This window comes from Burkholderia sp. Bp9004 (assembly GCF_003858025.1).
In the GTDB taxonomy this organism is placed as follows: Bacteria; Pseudomonadota; Gammaproteobacteria; order Burkholderiales; family Burkholderiaceae; genus Burkholderia; species Burkholderia diffusa.
In genome coordinates, this window is record NZ_QTQD01000097.1 from 1 (window position 1) to 420 (window position 420).

General features: G+C 65.0%; 1 protein-coding gene. It reads left to right on the forward strand.

Going from position 1 to position 420, the window contains the following annotated elements:
* Window positions 1-420 (forward strand): electron transfer flavoprotein subunit alpha/FixB family protein (locus DIE08_RS35315; protein ID WP_148096107.1); only part of this gene is annotated, 420 nt, incomplete at both ends.

The following is a 420-nucleotide window of genomic DNA, read 5'->3' on the forward strand; positions in this document are numbered from 1 at the left end:
GTCGAGCGATCCGATCAAGGTGATCACGGTGCGTGCAACGGGTTTCGATCCGGTGGCGGCGGAAGGCGGCAGCGCGTCGGTCGAGAAGATCGAAGCGGCGGCCGATGCAGGCAAATCGCAGTTCGTGAGCCGCGAAGTGACGAAGCTGGACCGTCCGGAGCTGACGTCGGCGAGCATCATCGTGTCGGGCGGCCGTGGTCTGGGTAGCGGCGAAAACTACACGAAGGTGCTGGAGCCTCTGGCCGACAAGCTGTCGGCAGCGCTTGGTGCATCGCGCGCGGCAGTCGACGCCGGCTACGTGCCGAACGACTATCAGGTCGGCCAGACCGGCAAGATCGTCGCACCGCAGCTGTACATCGCGGTCGGCATCTCGGGTGCGATCCAGCACCTGGCCGGCATGAAGGATTCGAAGGTGATCGT